This window comes from Pseudoalteromonas luteoviolacea S2607 (assembly GCF_001625575.1).
GTDB lineage: Bacteria > Pseudomonadota > Gammaproteobacteria > Enterobacterales > Alteromonadaceae > Pseudoalteromonas > Pseudoalteromonas luteoviolacea_E.
Genome location: NZ_AUXV01000073.1, coordinates 19655 through 35554, shown reverse-complemented (window position 1 = coordinate 35554; position 15900 = coordinate 19655). Strand labels below are relative to the sequence as shown.

Sequence of the window (15900 nt, the reverse complement as noted above, 5' to 3'; positions counted from 1 at the left end):
TAAGCTAATTTGTCTTACTGGAAATCGCGAGATTTTTCGATTTTATCGTCTCCAGAAGCTTGACCTTTTTCTTTTTCAAACTTTTTCCAATAATCGTCAACGGTTTCTTTCATTTCTTTTCTCAAAACCATAATGCCGAACAGGTTAGGTAAGGTCATCACAACAATACCCACAGCCGCTAACTTCCATATCAATGTCGTATCTGCGAAAGATGCCCAAAAGAAGCCTGCGACATAAAATACACGATATGGCATAACCGAACGTGGCCCCAACAAGTAGGTCATTGCGCGGTCTCCATAGTAGGACCATGCGATTGCGGTAGAAAATGCAAATAACAATAAACCAATTGAGACAATGTATTTACCGCTGTCACCGAAGAAGCCTCGCGTAAATGCTTTGGTCGTCAACTCAGCCGAGTGCACCAAAGACTTGCCATGTACAGTGATACTAGGATCTACTGGTGTGCCACTTTCAACTTGAACCGTACCAGTATATTGATGTTCGTCCGAAATACCGAAGCGAATATCTTCACCAATCGAACGAGAATGCAGCACTGTAAAATCTTTATTAACCGCAATACCCTGAACAACCTGAATTGCACCACTATACTCTTCAACTTGATGATCCGAATAACCATTCAAATACTTGTATAACTGCTCTCTATCGGCTTCATTTGCTTCGTCATAATTACCTTTAATAAAGGTCATGCCAGAACGCTCAAATTCGGTATCAAACTTCTCAGTCCATACACCCGATGACAAAATAACAAGACCAGTCAACGTACAAATAATAATGGTGTCAATGAACGGTTCTAATATAGATACCATTCCTTCTGACACAGGTTCATCTGCTTTTGCAGACGCATGCGCAATCGGCGCAGAGCCTTGACCCGCTTCGTTAGAAAATAAACCTCGGTTTACACCACGGTTAAATGCGTAGGCGAAAGAAGCCCCTAAGAAACCACCAGCGGCAGCAGAGCCAGAGAATGCATTCGTGAATACCGACACGAACGAAGGCCCGATATTTTCAATGTTATAGAAGATAACAGCAAAAGCACCAAGTATGTATACCGCCGCCATCACTGGCACGACTTTAGAGGTAATTGCAGCGATGCGCTTAATACCACCTAGAATAACCAGTGCTAGTAAAATTGACAAAACAGCACCAGTGGCCATTCTTTCGAAGCCAAATGTCGCTTCCATACCTTGCGCAATATTATTGATTTGCGGCAAACTACCGGTACCGAATGAGCTAATGACAGTCGCAACCGCAAAAAGTACTGCTAGCCACTTCATGTTTAAGCGTCTGTCCATGTAATACATTGGACCGCCCGCCATAGTGCCATCAGCAGTTTTAACACGGTATTTATGAGACAGGGTTACTTCCACAAATTTGGTTGTCATACCAAAGAACGCCGTCATCCACATCCAAAATAACGCAGCTGGCCCCCCGATTGAAATTGCCAGCGCAACGCCACCAATGTTACCTGTACCAACCGTGCCAGATAGTGCCGTCGACAACGCTTGGAAATGCGTTGTATCACCTTCATGTGCATTCTTATCGTACTTACCCGTCACAACGCGACAAGCATGTTTAAAATAGCGAATCTGCGGGAACTTTAAGTACACCGTAAAAAAGAAACCCACCCCCAATAATACATATGGAAACCACCACGAGCCTCCAAGCATGGCATCTAGGCTATCAAGAAAACTTCCTAATACGTCCACGACACTTCCTCTTCTAGTTGTTGTTATATAAATAAAAAAGGCAACCCAAAAGGCTGCCTTACTGTTGATTATCTTAGATTATCTACAACTTTCACAATTGCAGCTAATGTATCTTGTCCAAACTGGTATGAGCGTCTGTCAGACCAGCCATAATACGGATCGGGTAAATCTGCATTATCTTTAAACGGCATTTCAATCGTATAAGCTAATGCTTTAAACTCTTCACCTACAGCGCAAGAAGCTACCGTCAAATTAGCTTGACCAGGTTCATCTTTAGGATATCCATAAACGTCTTGGAAATCTGGTGTGATAGTCAATAATGCATCTTTAAACTGGTTTTCAAGACTGGCTAAACGCGCATCATAGCTTGGGATACCTTCACTACCTGCAACAAAGTTATAAGGCAACGCCTCATCACCATGAATATCTAGATACATATCAAGTCCGACTTCGCGCATTTTTTCTAATACGTAAAATACTTCTGGTGAATTTTCAACGCTTGGCGTTTGCCATTCACGGTTTAGGTTCACGCCGTTAGCATTTGTTCTTAAGTGGCCTCTTACACTGCCATCTGGGTTCATGTTAGGCACGATGTAAAATACTGATTTTGACAATAAAGCTGCTGCATGCGGATCTTCATCATCTAACAGCTTTTCTAATAGCCCTTCAACAAACCACTCTGCCATCGTTTCACCTGGGTGTTGACGTGCTGTGATCCATATTTTCTTCTTCGTTTCACTTGGCTCACCAATTACAAGCAAACTAATGTCTCTACCATCAATGGTTTGACCCAATGTTTGGATTTGACAAGCATCATGGCTTTGCGCTCTGTAAAGCAAGTCTAAATGGCGCTCATAGCTATACGGTGCAAAGTACGCAAAAAACGTGTGGTTATACTCTGGCTCAAAATTAATGACTAGTTGGCCGTCTTTATATTCAGTTGGTACTCTAAACCAATTTTGTCTGTCATATGAGGCAACAGCCTGATAATCATCCCACCCCTCTGGGTAAGCTGATTCGGCTAACTTATTAATGTGTAATTTGTGCTCTACAAAAGGTGTAGACTCTAGACGAAAGTGAAACCATTGAAAAAAGTCAGAGTTATTGTCTTTGTTGATTTCTAGCTGAATATCGTGAGGCTGCTCAGCCGAAATTACCTTGATATTACCGCTGTCAAAATTACTTGAGATTCTCATATTTACCCTAATTACTTGGCAATAGTATTGCCTTTAAATTGCGTATTTCTAACAAAACAATGAATTGTTATCCATGTTAGCTAGATGTAGCTAAAAACTGTGGAAAGCCTATCACACATGACGCCGATCAAAAACTAAAAAAGCCAGCTAATGCTGGCTTTTTTAATGGTCATACCTTTATTAAGGTAGACTTGGGAAGGCTACTTCTGCCATATCGCGCATAACGCGAACAACCTGACAGCTGTAACCAAACTCATTATCGTACCATACGTATAGTACAACACGATCACCATCAACAATTGTTGCTTGAGAATCAACAACACCTGCGTAACGGCTACCTACTAAGTCAGTAGATACAATTTCAGTTGACGCTGTGTAGTCAATTTGATCGCGCAGGTCAGAATACAGAGACGTTTCACGTAAGAACTCGTTTAACTCTTCTGCTGTTGTTTCTGAACCTAGGTTAAGGTTTAAGATAGCCATTGATACGTTTGGCGTTGGTACACGAATTGCGTTACCAGTTAACTTGCCAGCTAGCTCAGGAAGTGCTTTAGCTACAGCTTTTGCAGCACCAGTAGAAGTAATTACCATGTTCAATGCAGCACTGCGTCCACGACGCTCTGCTTTGTGATAATTATCGATTAAGTTTTGGTCGTTCGTGTAAGAGTGAACAGTTTCAACGTGACCATTCTTAATGCCAAACTTGTCGTTAAGCGCTTTTAGTACTGGTGTAATGGCGTTTGTTGTACAGCTTGCTGCTGAAACAATTTTATCTTCACCAAGAATATCTACGTTGTTTACACCGTATACGATGTTCTTGATGTCACCTTTAGCAGGTGCAGTAAGAAGTACTTTAGATGCACCGATAGATTTAAGGTGTTTACCTAAACCATCTTCATCTTTCCACACACCAGTATTATCAACTACAAGCGCATTCTCGATGCCGTATTTCGTGTAATCTACTTCTTCAGGTGAGTTTGCGTAAATTACTTGAATGTAGTTACCGTTTGCTTTGATTGCACTCTTTTCATGGTCAACTGTAATTGAACCATCGAAAGGACCGTGAATTGAATCACGACGCAATAAGCTTGCACGCTTTTCTAAATCACCGTCACGGCCACCGCGAACAACGATTGCACGAAGACGTAAATCAGCGTGAGAGCCGCCACGCTCAATAAGCAGGCGCGCTAATAGACGTCCAATACGGCCGAAACCGTATAGTACCACGTCACGAGGTTCTGGACGTGTACCTTTATTTAATAAGTCAGCAAGTTCACTGTTCAAGTATTCTTCGATTGAACGGCCTTCCCCTGCATTTTTGTAAATATATGCATAAGCTAGCTTACCTAAATCGATGCGACCAGGTGCAAGCTCCATTTTGCTGATAGCTTCTAGGAATGGGAAGCTTTCACGAAGACGCAATTTAGTCTCTTCAAAACGTGCTACTGTTTTATGTGCTTTGATTACGTCAATTGTACTAGTGTTTACAAGTGGACGGCCATAAACAGCGATTTCAACACCCAGGTTACGGTATAAGCGGCCGATGATAGGCTGCATATTTTCTGCGTAATCTTGGCGCTCTTGCCAGCTATTTTGATATTCTTGCTCGTGAGATAAGGTCATTTTTTCTGCCTAATAAACAATTTTTTTGAACGGATAGCCCTAATGGGCACCGCCATTCTAATTTAATCTGCAATTATTCTCCACTTTTACCTGACATTTCCTCAAGTTTCTATATAAGGCACATCCGGTAGTGCATTTTGTTTCCGTTACCTCGTCTGCGTATTGAGTAATTGTTCAACTTCTAAGCTTTCAAAATTCATAAAATAGTCGTACAAAATTTCCTTTCTGGATTAAACTTAGAGAACATACTTAGCTATGGGGCTGTTTCGAAAGATGCAAAAATGGTATGTTGTGCGCGTGTAAATATTATTTAGGATAAACAATGGCTAATAGGTGGATGTTTTCTATTGTCAGTGCTTCGTTGCTCTCGTTAATGACCGGATGTGAGGAGCCTTTGACACTGGCAAAAGTATGTGATGAAACACCAGGTTTTTGTAGTGACCTAAATAAGGACAGCCATTGTAAAGAAGAACGCGCCGCTGTTATCCTCAGTCGCTATATCGAATACAAAGATCCTATTGATGACAACAAGTACCAATTGCTAAAGAAGTTTGAAACGTACAATACTTGCATTTCTTTGGCAGCCAAGATTGAACACATAAAACTTAAAGAAAAAACCACGTCTCGAGTCGAAGGGCACCTAACAAGCTTAAAAGAGATGAACCGTATCTACCAAGATACTCGCGGCTCTAACCACCCAGGGTTACTGTATTATCATTGGTCTAGGAACAATAGCCAATTTGCAATGAACAAGCTTCTGAGAATGCAGGACGAGAAGTATGTCAGAGACAACAGTGAAATCCAGATGTTTTTGGCAACTTATTACGCAAAGTTTGATGATGATAAAACCATCGACCTACTCTATCGAGTATTGGAACTCAACGAAGCCGGAGAAACACCTGATCTTGAAGTCTACAAGGCGCTCGTCAGTATTTTTTACAAACAAAAAAAATATAAGCATGCCTACACCTTCGCAAGAATAGCGCAGTTATCAGGCTTTGAAGAAGTAGATTTAATTGATATAAAACACGAACTCACTGCAAGGGGTAGGAATATTAATGTGTTGGAACAATTGGCATTAAAAACACGCGAGGAAATAGAAACCGGTAAGTTTCTATCTCCTAGAGGTTAATTTAGATTCACGAACAACTAGCTTTTATTATTGAGCTCGGTCGTAACCTGTGCCAACCCTACCTGTGAAATGCGCGATACAATCTCTTTTTGTTTCGCGCTCAGAAGCGAAATCCCCTCTGCAACAAGGTCATATACTTTCCATTGCCCATCTTTTCCTTTGCGGAATTTAAAATGTAGGTCAATGTCAGGCCCCGCACTTTCTTTAATAATTGCTTTGACCGTCGCGTACTTGCTGTCTTTTGGTGCTGGTGCCTTTTCAAACACAACCTCTTGACCCTTATACTGCATTAATGCACTTGCATACGTCACTTCCAAGTAGTGTGTTACTGCACCAATAAATTCTATGGCTTCTTGGCGTTTTAAGCCTTTAATATGCTTACCTAGCAATTTTCTAGATACAAATCGAGTATCAATATGTGGCATTAATCGCGCTTTCACTATGCCACGCATTTCCTTTGATGTTGCTTTGCCTCCTGCATTTACTTTCTTTATGTCCGCAAAGAGCCCGTCACCAACCTGAGTGATCAGTTGGTATGGCGTCTCATTAGCCATCGCCATCGTTGAGCAAAACACTAAAAATAAAAAGCTGACGACTTTTCTCAATTTCAATTCCTCTTAAATAAAATAAAACTACCCACATGGCTCAATTGTGAGTTTTGTACAACATACACAACGACATCTTTCAAAATGAATATGCTGGGTCATATGCTAAAGCGATATGATCGCAGAAGTTGTCAAAAATTGTATTGGATTTTACAGAATGAAACATTCTGCTTGATAGAATGGACCAGAAAAGTGCGAATTCTCATTCACATAAACATGTCGAAAGATTTAGCGGTTAGTTTTCAATATCAAGTCGAGATAAAAACGAACAGTTAAACGCCTTCGAAATATGACTGCACTCAAAGCCCACTCAATTTAAAAAAGCGGGCGAGGATATCAAGGCGAACCTTAATACTTCCTTAACGCGGTCTGAACTAGGCCACTGCTGGTTATCCAGCCTTTCACTTCTCCTAATGACAGTGGCTCACTGATATTAAACCCTTGGATATATGTACAACCTTGCTTAGCGAGATATTTGGTTGTTTCGTCATTCTCAACTCCCTCAGCGACGACAGAGCAACCAAGTTTTTTAGCCAAAAACAGCGTGGTTTCAATAATTGCTCTATCCTTGTCTTGCTCCAAACATTTTGTAACAAATGACTTGTCTATTTTTATTTGAGAAATAGGTAATTCTTTCAATATAGAAAAGGAAGAAAACCCTGTGCCAAAGTCATCGATACTCACAGCAAACCCCATATCGATCAATCGTTCAATTAACTGTTTGGTTTGCTCAACATCCGTCATCACCATACTTTCTGTCAGTTCAAAGATGATCCTGCTAGGGTCGACCTTTTTACTTTCCACTTGGCTGTTTAGTACATTAATAAGGTTATTTCCGACTAAGTCTTGGCAAGATAAATTAATATGCACAGAAAGATTAGCGTTTAGTTTCAGCAGCACACTCAAATCGCTAAACACAGTATTGATTACATATGCACTTAAGTACTTAATCATATTGTTCTTTTCTGCAATAGGAATGAACCTATCAGGTAAGATAAAGGCACCATCATCAGAAGGCCACCTCACAAGTGCCTCTACACCATGCACTTTGCTACTCGCAGTTTCCACGATGGGTTGATAAAAAACCGTTAAATCCCCCCTTGCTAACGCACTTTTAAAATCATTGAGCATATGAAATTCAGAGACCACCCCTTGGTGCAAGGCTTTGTCAAAAAGCTCTAGGCTCTGCTTACTCCTCTTTGCGGCGTACATAGCAATATCAGCCCGCTTAAGTAACTCCGATGCAGATGTTCTTTCTTCAGGCACATTTATGATTGCACCGGAGCTATATATCACATCCACCGCCACTTCCTCGACAACAAGCCCATTATGAAGCGAGCTTAATATCGCATTATTCTGAGCAAACAATGCAGACTCATTACGCGCCTCACTCACCACTACAAATTCGTCCCCTCCAATACGAAATAGTTCACTTCCCGGCAATAAGCTATTAGAAATGGCTTGGGCAAACTGGATTAATAACTTATCACCAAAAAAGTGTCCCATTGCATCATTGATTTGCTTCAAGTTATATAAGTCGTAGAGCACGACAGAAAACTGCTGATTTGCACGCTGACGCTTTTCAATACTTGCGAAGCATTGAGGACGGTTTCTTAGTTTAGTTAAATGGTCATGCTGGGAGTTGTACTTTTCTAGATCTACAGATTTTTGAAGTTTGGTTAAACTTGCCTTGCTTAAGTTGACCACAACGATAACGAATAAGCCGCCCAATGCGAGTATCGTAGACAACCCGAACGTTACATTGGAGGCGTCTACCCTCTCATAAACATAAATTGCGAACCCCGCGTATCCTGCTACAAAAAAGCAGATTAACGCAAACAACACCCGCCAACCGGGAGATTGAGCAATACGGCATATTTCCAAAGCAGGACGAAACGACACCACTAAGAAAGCGAGCCCAACGAGGATCAAACAAAGGCTTAATGTTTCCAAAAACAAGACCCAAGGGGAAAGACTGCTATTAGTATAGTTTAATATTCCAGATATGCGCTCTCATCGCCCCTGCTCAACCACCAGTCGTCACCAAATCAAGAATTTTTCAAGACAATGTACATTCGGTCTTTGAGTGTTAAACTGCGCTTTTTCAACTCAATCAGTAAGCTATCAAGCTGTGGATGTAAGCCTCCACGTATAGTCGCTATTTGACTTTCTAACTTGTTGTAGTCGTTGAGTAACTTAGCAAAATCGGGATCGCGCTCTTTAAGTTCGCAGATTTTAGACTCAAACTCAGGTAATTCTTTTACAAGACGGTCGTGTCCTATCGTCATATCTATTTCCTGCTGCGCCTAGGAAGATCGGTTTTAGACAGGTGATTGTCAGAGCCTTAACCTAAACACGTAAACCCGAACCCTAAACGTTCAATTAGTACGCTTTTGAATCTGACTTTAATTCTCACCCTCACCCCGATAGTACGCCTAACTAGCGCTAACACTTTGATCTAACGCAAGCAAAAACTTCCCCTTCTGGCCTTACCAGAGGCATTTTTGAGAATTACTCGCGTCGCGTCATTAACTTTGTAAAACATTAAACTCTGACCACGTATTTCAACTAGCCGCGTTCGCGCAATTGTTGTAAAATACGCGCGTTTCTAAGCAAATCTATACTGTTATTTTGAGGAAAACCTGTGAGCGAACAAAAACAGTCTCTGAGCTATAAAGACGCAGGCGTTGATATCGATGCTGGTAATGCATTGGTTGAGCGCATTAAAGGCGTAGTGAAAAAAACACGTCGTCCAGAAGTGATGGGCGGTATTGGTGGTTTTGGTGCACTATGCGAACTACCGACAGGTTACAAAGAACCTGTACTCGTTGCTGGCACTGATGGTGTTGGTACTAAGCTTCGTTTAGCCATTGACTTAAAAAAGCACGACACGGTTGGTATCGACCTAGTTGCTATGTGTGTTAATGACTTGATTGTTCAAGGTGCTGAGCCTCTGTTTTTCTTAGATTACTATGCAACTGGTAAACTAGATGTAGATACAGCTGCTGACGTAGTAAGCGGCATCGGTGCTGGTTGTGAGCTATCTGGCTGTGCCCTAATCGGTGGTGAAACTGCTGAAATGCCGGGTATGTACGAAGGTGATGACTACGATATGGCTGGTTTCTGTACTGGTGTCGTTGAAAAATCAAAAATCATCGATGGTACGAAAGTGAAAGCTGGCGATCAGTTGATTGCACTTGCTTCAAGCGGCCCTCATTCAAATGGCTACTCTTTAATTCGTAAAGTACTTGAAGTCTCAGGTGCAGACACAAATGAAGAATATGCGGGTAAACCCCTAGGCGAACATTTACTTGAGCCTACTCGCATTTATGTTAAGCCAGTCCTTGAACTTCTTAAAGAAGTAGACGTACACGCCCTATCACATATCACGGGTGGTGGCTTCTGGGAAAACATCCCTCGCGTGCTACCTGAATCTGCAAAAGCAGTTGTTAAAGGTGATAGCTGGGAATGGCCTGCAATTTTCAACTGGCTTCAAGAAAACGGTAATATCAGCACGCATGAAATGTATCGCACATTTAACTGCGGTGTTGGTATGATACTCGTTGTTCCAGCAGAAAAGCTTGAGCAAAGTTTAGAAATTCTGACGGCGCAAGGCGAGAACGCTTGGCACATTGGTGAAATCCAAGATGCAGTTGAAGGTGAAGAGCAAGTTGAAATTCTTGGTGGTGCCCAGTAATGGCACCCACTCGGATCGTTGTTTTGATCTCGGGTAGTGGTTCAAACTTGCAAGCCATAATTGACCACTGTCAAAGCGGCGATATCAATGGTGATATCGTCTCTGTGATCAGTAACAAAGCGGATGCGTTCGGACTAACACGTGCATTGCGAGCTAACATCCCAACTCAAGTCCTAAGTCATAAAGAGTTTGACAGTCGTGAAGCCTATGATGAAGAACTTGCGAAAATAATTGACTCTTGTAATCCAGATTTAGTTGTATTAGCTGGATTTATGCGTATTCTAACTCCTAGCTTAGTGCAAAAATTTAAAGGAAAAATGTTGAACATTCATCCTTCTTTGTTGCCTAAGTATCAAGGGCTGAACACCCATCAAAGAGCAATTGACGCAAACGACGAGTATCATGGCGCTAGTGTTCACTTCGTCACTGAAGAGTTAGACGGAGGTCCAGTCGTAGTTCAGGCAAAGGTTCCTATTTTGCCCAACGATACGGCAGACGATTTAGCACAGCGGGTACATAAACAAGAACATGTCATATACCCTTTGGTGGTCAGGTGGTTCAGTGAACACAGACTAACAATGGAAGCAGACTATGCAGTTTTTGACAAACACCCCCTTCCAGCGCAAGGCGTCGACTACAACTAAAAAATATGTTCGCAGCGCTTTGCTAATAGGCTTAAGCGCTGTTTTCTCTTCTTCCCTTCAAGCCTCGACACTCACAGAATACTCAGCCGAATACAATGTATTAAGAAAAGGAAAGATTCACGGCACAGCGACCAGAGCATTTACACAAGTTGCCGATAACACATATGCTTTAAGCTATGAAACGGACGTCAAGTGGATGATCTTTACAGAGAAGCGTACAGAGCAAAGCCTGTTTAAATATGAAAATGGTGAAACGAAACCTCTTCACTACAGTTTAAACCGAGAAGGAACACGTCCTGATAAAAGTTTTAGGATCAAGTTTGATAGAGAAAATAAGCAACTCTTTTCAAAAGAGCATGAATACCCATTAAAAGTTGAATGGGATGAATCCCGCCAAGATGTACTGTCTTACCAAAATCAGTTGAGGCATGAGCTTAAGGCTGGCAAAACTCAGTTTAGTTACCCAATTATCGACAAAAATGGCAACGTCAGGTTATACAATTTTAAAGTAGTCGGTAAAGAGACTATCACCCTACCGATTGGTAATGTTGAAACAATCAAAGTGAAACGGCTTTATGACAATAACAAACGACATGCTTTAGCTTGGTTTGCGCCACAATATGACTATATGCTAGTGCAAATGCTAAAAGGCAAAGACGGCGTTGAGCAATTCCAGATACAAATGACCGCACAAAATCCAAAACAGACGCAATAGCGCCTGCTTCATAAAATAACAGGTGCCGTGGCACCTGTTATTTAAACTTTTTCCCCAAGTTTAAATAACACAAACTCACCCGGTTCCATCTTGTTCCACTGCTCATCATTGGTCAGCGGACGTGTTGCAATGACAGTTACTACATCATTAGGTGTCGTCTCTTTTTGAAAATCAACCACCATGTCCGCATCAATGAGCGTTGCTTTACCAAATGGAGCTCGGCGCGTGATCCAATGCAGGTTATTACTACAATACGCCAACACAAAAACCCCGTCCGTTAGCAGCATGTTGAACACACCTTTTTCCCTTAACTGATTGGCTAATCTCGCAGCATAACGGAATACACTTGCCATGTTTGAGGGCTTTTTGGGATATTTTTCGCGAATTTTATCTAACAGCCAACAAAATGCCAGCTCACTGTCTGTATTACCGACAGGTTTGTAGTATTCTGGTTTTAGATCTTTGTAGTTAGATAACTGACCGTTATGAGCATAAGATATTTCCCTACCCCACAACTCTCGGGTAAACGGATGGGTATTTTCTAAACATGTCCGTCCGCGATTACCCTGCCTTATATGACTTATCACAGAGACACTTTTTATAGGGTAAGCCTTAACTAACTTTGCTATTTCGGAACGACAGCTTGGCTCTGGATCCTTAAATGTACGACACCCTTTACCTTCATAAAAGGTAATGCCCCAACCATCTTTATGAGGACCTGTGTTACCCCCTCGCTCGAGTAAGCCAGAAAAACTAAAACAAATATCTGTTGGCACATTTGCAGACATCCCAAGCAGTTCACACATATAACTTATATTCCTTAAAAATCAATACATTAAGCCATCATTTTAACTATAAAAATTCGGTATTCACATATTAGAGCGCAGTTTTGATTCTTACTATGTGAGCGATGGTTTGTTTTTTTAGATTTTACCATTAACTTACTAATGGCTCCAACTCAGTAATAAGCGTATTACCTCAGCTTTGCACCATCTAAATGCCAAACTTAGCCCGCAGTTAGAGGTCACTACAGCGTAATTGATATTATCTGAATAAATTGTGCTGTCTATTACTGCCTTTGGTGACATATTTGCTCACATATAACGGAACAAGCTACAAACTGGAAAAGTAATTATGCAAATGTACTAGGTGTGAAAATGGGATTCTAAAATCGACACTTATCGAGTATTTATTTAGGGCTCATACTTAGTCAAACTGCAATGTCCACTGAATATCGATAGAGGTTTTGTTACTTGAAAAGAAAATAAAAAAGATTTCAGTTTTACTAACATTCAAACAGAACTAGCGCCAATTGACTCGACACGATAGCGACGCTGTCGTGGCAAATCAGCTCCGTGAGTGCGCTACTATCCAGTCTTTCACTAAAATATATTCAGGAAAATTTGATATAAAAGACGACGCAAAACTCACAAAATGTACGCGCTTGGTTGGTTAATCCCCCTCAAAAAGCAGATTTAAAATCCAGCTTAAAGGCTGAGAACCCATACTCTGTCGAAAAATAACGCATATTGCAGTGGCTTCGCTAATACGAAGCCACTACTCTCATTACGGTTGACCATCTGGCCCCTTGTACGTATCGGCATAACATCTACCACAAGATATTGTAGGGCCACAAATTTGCACAGAAAGGTACCCTCCAACAACTTGGGGTGTTAACTGCTGAGGCAAAGTATTGGTGTCTTCTGACAAGCTAATGAGTTTCTTTTTGTTCAATTTAATTTTCATAGTCCATTCCTTTTTCATTAAAAACAACTTCACCTATGACACCACCAATATTGGATACAATATACAATGATTATTTAAGGTGAACGCTACCAGCCTTAACTTTAAAGGTCGGTAGCGGTTATATTGAAATTTGAAAAGTGAAGAAACGAATTATAATGTCTAACAACCTAATTCAAGATTGAATGCAAATCGTTTTAAAAGTACAAGGGGTCTATACATAAACGAGTGTGCCTAACTCAAGCTTCAAGCTTTGTTTATTACTACCCGCCGCACTTATTAAATTCTTCAGACGCCTTTGCATACACGGTACAAAAATCCTCGCTGCCATTACTTGCTTTGATTTGCTGCCCGTCAAAAAGTGCGGTAATGACTTTGGACTGTGTGATCGTAAGGCGTTTATTTCGACATGACTTCACAGCCATTTCTCCACACTCAGCAGCCGTTGCTGCTTCTTTGAATTTGGAGCAGCGCTGTTTACCTTTACACTTTTTATAACTGATTTTCTCTTTTCCTGGACAAGCCGTTCTCAGGTATTTAATCTCGCATGTGCCTGCTTTTACCTCAGTAGGCATGGCACTAAGTACAAGGGACACCGCGCCAATTGCTAACAGTAGTTTCATTGCATTCTCCTAAGTTTTAAACTGGCTCATCATGGCTCTAAGCGTCTCTGCCATTTCAGCGAGCTGTCGACTGGCCTGTTGATTTTCTTTTGCATGATTCGACGTTAAGTCTGTTATTTCATGCATATGCTGAACATTTTCATATTGACTCATAGCCGCAAGGCTTTGCTCTTCGGAAGCCGCTGCGATTTGTTGGCTCATGTCTTTTATCGTTTCCACACTGCCTACGATTGACACTAAAGTATCTTTGACTGACTCTATGCCTTGAACGCACGTCTGAGTTTCTTTTTGTGATGTGGACATGGTGGTTACGGCCTCTCGTGCCCCTTCTTGTAATCCACTAATTGCTTTTTCAATCTCTTCAGTGGCATTTTGCGCTCGACTTGCCAATGTTCTAACCTCATCCGCAACAACTGCAAACCCTCTACCCTGCTCTCCTGCCCGAGCGGCCTCTATTGCGGCATTTAAAGCCAGTAGATTTGTCTGCTCGGCTATGCTTCTAATAACTGAAAGCACGGAGTTAATATTGTCGAGTTCGCTGCTGAGCATCGAGATGGCGTTTGCTGATTTTTCAATGGAAACTTCAAGCTCTTTGATTTCAGCAACGTTCGCCTGCAAACGTTGCTCTCCACAGGTTGCTTCAGAGCTTGCTTGCTGCACATGCTCTAAGGTTTTATGAATACTGTCTGTAACAGAGCTCACGGTTTCTTTCATTTCCGAGATTGAACTGCTCATCGCGCTCATTTGTTCACTCTGTTGCGACGCGCTATTACAGCTCTGTTCTGAAATGCTGTTAGTCTGTTCAGCGGTTGACGCTAGCACCTGCGTGTTACTGGTTACTTCACGCAGAATTGTAGCGAGGCTTGAAATTAGCTTTTGCATGTTGTTGGCCAGTTGCCCGAACTCATCCTTTTGAAATTGCTCAAATTGTACGGTTAAGTCCCCTTTAGCAGCTTTATTGATCAGATCAACAATTGTGTACAAAGGCTTGCGAATACTGTTGATAACATAAAAAGCGATTATGACAGACAGTATTATCATCAATACGGTGAGTGCCGTTGTGACTGTTTGACTCTCATCTATTGCGGTTTTTGCTTCTTGTTGGGCTTCGTCAGTTAAACCTATAATGCGCTTGTTTAACTCATCTAATTGTATTTGCAGCTGGTTAGCTGCGTCTTTGGCACTTTGTATTTCAGACCCGACTTTTTGCTTTTCTGATAGGGTATTAACTCTCGCTGTCAACGCGCTTTCAGGCCCTACTAAGGCGTCTTTAAAACGCGCGAAATTATCTTCCATCACAGTGATTTGCTCTGTGCCCGAAATACCAGAGGCCTGTTTAATAGAAGCAAACTGCCCGTCCATTTCATCGAGCGTATCTTTCGCTACGGACTGCACATTTAGCACTTCAAACTTAATGTTTGAACGTAAGCCGGAACTCACTTCATCGACGAGGTTTTCGATGTTTTCAATAAAGCTATTTACTGTATCAGATACAGCGTCATCATCTGACAAACCATCAAGGTCATAGGCATAGCTCAGCGTTTCATCACCCATATCACCAAACTCACTGGCTAGTTCAGCCGTTTTCTGAGAGAGGTTAACGACCCTGGTAACGTCTGCAAACGCCTTATCAGCGGCATGAAAAAAAGATGTATTCAGCTCACTTGACTGCTTAAAGGTAAGATTGATGTCAGCAATCGGTTTTGTTAGCTCTTGCAGCTGCCGTATTGCATTCTGGTTTTTGCTTTTCTGTTCACTGTAACCAGTTTTTATTGATTGCACTTGACTAAGTGATGTTGCCTTTTCAAGCTGAACTAAAGAGAGCTGAGAAAGTAATACCGATTGCAGCATGTTGTTGCCGGCAATCAAAGTGGGCACACTTTGTTTGGAAACCTTTTGAACGGAGCCACCGATAGTTATGTTCCCTGTCAAAGCTACTGCGTAAATAATACAAGCCAAAACTACAACTGCCGTAAATCCACTCATTACGCGAGCTGAAACGGTTAATTGCATCTGATGTCTATCTTGTTAACACTTCATACATCAATATATAGTCAACTATCTTGCGCTTTGCGAATAAAAAGTGCATTGCTTTGAGGTTTGTTGATAAAAGTACACAAAATTGAATTTTTGCAAGATAACAGCAACAAACTTACGTGCAAATAAGCGCTTGTTTACATATTTGTGCAGTTTAA

At 41.5% G+C, this 15900-nt stretch carries 14 protein-coding genes; 4 read left to right on the top strand and 10 right to left on the bottom strand.

Annotated features, from left to right (window positions below; translation table 11 throughout):
• Nucleotides 1–14: 14 nt before the first annotated feature.
• The 3 genes from N480_RS23665 to N480_RS23655 all read right to left on the bottom strand — a co-directional run bounded on the left by N480_RS23665 (nucleotide 15) and on the right by N480_RS23655 (nucleotide 4546).
• Nucleotides 15–1727 (bottom strand): alanine/glycine:cation symporter family protein, encoded by a 1713-nt coding sequence (locus tag N480_RS23665; protein ID WP_063374902.1) that lies wholly within the window; start codon nucleotides 1725–1727, stop codon nucleotides 15–17.
• Nucleotides 1728–1795: 68 nt separating this feature from the next.
• Complete coding sequence (locus tag N480_RS23660) at nucleotides 1796–2923, bottom strand: M14 family metallopeptidase (RefSeq protein ID WP_063374901.1); 1128 nt, start codon at nucleotides 2921–2923, stop codon at nucleotides 1796–1798.
• 180 nt (nucleotides 2924–3103) lie between these two features.
• Nucleotides 3104–4546 (bottom strand): glyceraldehyde-3-phosphate dehydrogenase, encoded by a 1443-nt coding sequence (locus N480_RS23655; protein ID WP_063374900.1) that lies wholly within the window; start codon nucleotides 4544–4546, stop codon nucleotides 3104–3106.
• Between the two features lie 322 nt (nucleotides 4547–4868).
• On the opposite strand from N480_RS23655, the gene N480_RS23650 reads away from it, so the two are divergent.
• A complete protein-coding gene (locus N480_RS23650) occupies nucleotides 4869–5678 on the top strand; it encodes a DUF2989 domain-containing protein (RefSeq protein ID WP_231102313.1) in 810 nt (269 codons plus the stop codon).
• A 17-nt stretch (nucleotides 5679–5695) separates the two neighbouring features.
• On the opposite strand, the gene N480_RS23645 is transcribed toward N480_RS23650, so the two are convergent.
• The 3 genes from N480_RS23645 to N480_RS23635 all read right to left on the bottom strand — a co-directional run bounded on the left by N480_RS23645 (nucleotide 5696) and on the right by N480_RS23635 (nucleotide 8571).
• Complete coding sequence (locus N480_RS23645; protein WP_419554966.1) at nucleotides 5696–6289, bottom strand: MlaC/ttg2D family ABC transporter substrate-binding protein; 594 nt, start codon at nucleotides 6287–6289, stop codon at nucleotides 5696–5698.
• A gap of 342 nt (nucleotides 6290–6631) precedes the next feature.
• On the bottom strand, nucleotides 6632–8236 hold the full coding sequence (locus N480_RS23640; RefSeq protein ID WP_081225385.1) for a putative bifunctional diguanylate cyclase/phosphodiesterase: 1605 nt from the start codon (nucleotides 8234–8236) through the stop codon (nucleotides 6632–6634).
• Nucleotides 8237–8331: 95 nt separating this feature from the next.
• The gene (locus tag N480_RS23635) at nucleotides 8332–8571 is read right to left on the bottom strand and encodes a YdcH family protein (protein WP_063374898.1); all 240 of its coding nucleotides are present in this window, start codon (nucleotides 8569–8571) and stop codon (nucleotides 8332–8334) included.
• A gap of 356 nt (nucleotides 8572–8927) precedes the next feature.
• Between N480_RS23635 and purM the strand changes: the two genes are divergently transcribed.
• The 3 genes from purM to N480_RS23620 are packed head-to-tail and all read left to right on the top strand — an operon-like array spanning nucleotide 8928 to nucleotide 11339.
• Nucleotides 8928–9980, top strand: coding sequence for a phosphoribosylformylglycinamidine cyclo-ligase (gene purM, locus N480_RS23630; protein ID WP_063374897.1), 1053 nt, complete (start codon nucleotides 8928–8930; stop codon nucleotides 9978–9980).
• Nucleotides 9980–10624 carry a phosphoribosylglycinamide formyltransferase gene (gene purN / locus N480_RS23625; protein ID WP_063374896.1) on the top strand — a complete coding sequence of 215 codons (645 nt, stop codon included), beginning with the start codon at nucleotides 9980–9982 and terminating at the stop codon, nucleotides 10622–10624. The genes purM and purN overlap by 1 nt, the downstream gene beginning before the upstream one ends.
• Nucleotides 10572–11339, top strand: a complete 768-nt coding sequence (locus N480_RS23620; protein WP_196761548.1) for a DUF3108 domain-containing protein — start codon at nucleotides 10572–10574, stop codon at nucleotides 11337–11339. Before purN ends, N480_RS23620 begins: the two co-directional genes overlap by 53 nt.
• A gap of 41 nt (nucleotides 11340–11380) precedes the next feature.
• Here the strand turns inward: N480_RS23620 and N480_RS23615 are convergent, their stop codons facing one another.
• From N480_RS23615 to N480_RS23600, 4 genes are all read right to left on the bottom strand, one after another.
• Nucleotides 11381–12145, bottom strand: coding sequence for a class II glutamine amidotransferase (locus tag N480_RS23615; RefSeq protein WP_063374894.1), 765 nt, complete (start codon nucleotides 12143–12145; stop codon nucleotides 11381–11383).
• Nucleotides 12146–12905: 760 nt separating this feature from the next.
• Nucleotides 12906–13085 carry a hypothetical protein gene (locus N480_RS23610; protein ID WP_063374893.1) on the bottom strand — a complete coding sequence of 60 codons (180 nt, stop codon included), beginning with the start codon at nucleotides 13083–13085 and terminating at the stop codon, nucleotides 12906–12908.
• A gap of 260 nt (nucleotides 13086–13345) precedes the next feature.
• A complete protein-coding gene (locus N480_RS23605; protein ID WP_063374892.1) occupies nucleotides 13346–13705 on the bottom strand; it encodes a hypothetical protein in 360 nt (119 codons plus the stop codon).
• Nucleotides 13706–13714: 9 nt separating this feature from the next.
• The gene (locus N480_RS23600) at nucleotides 13715–15718 is read right to left on the bottom strand and encodes a methyl-accepting chemotaxis protein (protein ID WP_063374891.1); all 2004 of its coding nucleotides are present in this window, start codon (nucleotides 15716–15718) and stop codon (nucleotides 13715–13717) included.
• Nucleotides 15719–15900: the final 182 nt, after the last annotated feature.

Excerpts from the sequence above, each read along its gene's own strand:
- N480_RS23620 (WP_196761548.1), top strand. The coding sequence starts at position 10,572 with ATGCAGTTTTTGACAAACACCCCCTTCCAGCGCAAGGCGTCGACTACA.
- N480_RS23660 (WP_063374901.1), bottom strand. The coding sequence starts at position 2,923 with ATGAGAATCTCAAGTAATTTTGACAGCGGTAATATCAAGGTAATTTCG.
- N480_RS23605 (WP_063374892.1), bottom strand. The coding sequence starts at position 13,705 with ATGAAACTACTGTTAGCAATTGGCGCGGTGTCCCTTGTACTTAGTGCC.
- N480_RS23650 (WP_231102313.1), top strand. The coding sequence starts at position 4,869 with ATGGCTAATAGGTGGATGTTTTCTATTGTCAGTGCTTCGTTGCTCTCG.
- N480_RS23600 (WP_063374891.1), bottom strand. The coding sequence starts at position 15,718 with ATGCAATTAACCGTTTCAGCTCGCGTAATGAGTGGATTTACGGCAGTT.
- purN (WP_063374896.1), top strand. The coding sequence starts at position 9,980 with ATGGCACCCACTCGGATCGTTGTTTTGATCTCGGGTAGTGGTTCAAAC.
- N480_RS23610 (WP_063374893.1), bottom strand. The coding sequence starts at position 13,085 with ATGAAAATTAAATTGAACAAAAAGAAACTCATTAGCTTGTCAGAAGAC.
- N480_RS23615 (WP_063374894.1), bottom strand. The coding sequence starts at position 12,145 with ATGTGTGAACTGCTTGGGATGTCTGCAAATGTGCCAACAGATATTTGT.
- N480_RS23635 (WP_063374898.1), bottom strand. The coding sequence starts at position 8,571 with ATGACGATAGGACACGACCGTCTTGTAAAAGAATTACCTGAGTTTGAG.
- N480_RS23655 (WP_063374900.1), bottom strand. The coding sequence starts at position 4,546 with ATGACCTTATCTCACGAGCAAGAATATCAAAATAGCTGGCAAGAGCGC.